The sequence below is a fragment of the Kitasatospora sp. NPDC059973 genome (assembly GCF_042737525.1).
Lineage (GTDB): Bacteria > Actinomycetota > Actinomycetes > Streptomycetales > Streptomycetaceae > Kitasatospora.
The window spans coordinates 1-1100 of sequence record NZ_JBHWUI010000370.1 but is presented as its reverse complement, the minus strand read 5'-3'; the positions used below and the strand labels follow the sequence as shown (position 1 = coordinate 1100).

Below are 1100 nucleotides of genomic sequence, written 5' to 3'. Positions count from 1 at the left end.
CTAGGAGCTGTTCAAGGTTCGGATCATGTGGTTGAGGTCAGGGACTTCAACCACATGATCGATCCGCGTAGATGGAGGCCGGCCGTGTAGCTTTCCGGGCTCTTGTCGTACCGGGTGGCCAGGCCGCGCCAGGCCTTGATCTTCTGGAAACACCGTTCGACGTGGTTGCGCCGTTTGTAGCGCTCGGGGTCGAACGCGACCGGCCGGCCGCCGGCGGATCCCTTGCGTCTCCGGTTCGCCGCCTGGTCCAGCTTCTCCGGAATCACTGCGGTGATCCCGCGTTTGCGCAGGTAAGCGCGGTTGGCCTTCGAGGAGTAGGCCTTGTCCGCGGCCACCGCGTCCGGCCGGGTGCGCGGCCGACCGACCGGGCCGCGCACCCGGACCTTCTCCAGGACGGTCTCGAACTGGCGGCAGTCCGCCGCCTGGCCCGGGGTCAGCACGAACGCGAGCGGTCGGCCCGCGGAGTCGACAGCGGCATGGACCTTGCTGCTCAACCCGCCCCGGGAGCGGCCGAGTCCGGCTTTCGCGGCCCGGGCCTTGCGCCGACGCCGTGCCTCGGCACGAACCTGGGCGGGGTCGGCCGCGTCGTCCGGCCCCGCCTTCGCGTGACCCTCAGTACGGCCCGCTGCCGCGGCAGCGGATCCCCCTTTTCCTCGGTCAGGGCCTGCTCGAGCGCGTCCAGGGTCTCTCCGGCGACTGCCAGTCCGGACGACTCGTGGTGGGCCCGGACGATCGTCGAGTCCACGCTGACCAGTTCCAGTCCGACCTTGCCGCGAGAGGCGGCCTCCGCGATCAACGCGTCCATCAGGACCTGGAAGAACCCGGAGGCCGCCCAGCCACGGAACCGGGAGTAGACGGTCGTCCAGGCTCCGTAGCGCTCGGGAACCTCCCGCCAGCCGCTGCCGGTGCGAAACCGCCACAACACCCCGTTGAACTGGTCCCTCACCCGCCGCGGCAACGGCCCGGTGGCAGCCACCGGCACATGCGGTTCGATCAAGGCCCACTCGGCATCCGTCACGTCAAAACGCGCCACAGCACGGAGTTCTACCAGAGACACCAGCCCACCATCGAACCGCAGCAAGATCCGAACCTTGAACAGC

At 69.2% G+C, this 1100-nt stretch carries 1 pseudogene; it reads right to left on the bottom strand.

Going from position 1 to position 1100, the window contains the following annotated elements:
* Positions 1-23: 23 nt before the first annotated feature.
* Positions 24-1033 (bottom strand): annotated as a pseudogene (locus ACFWA9_RS39195) (IS5 family transposase).
* Positions 1034-1100 lie beyond the last annotated feature (67 nt).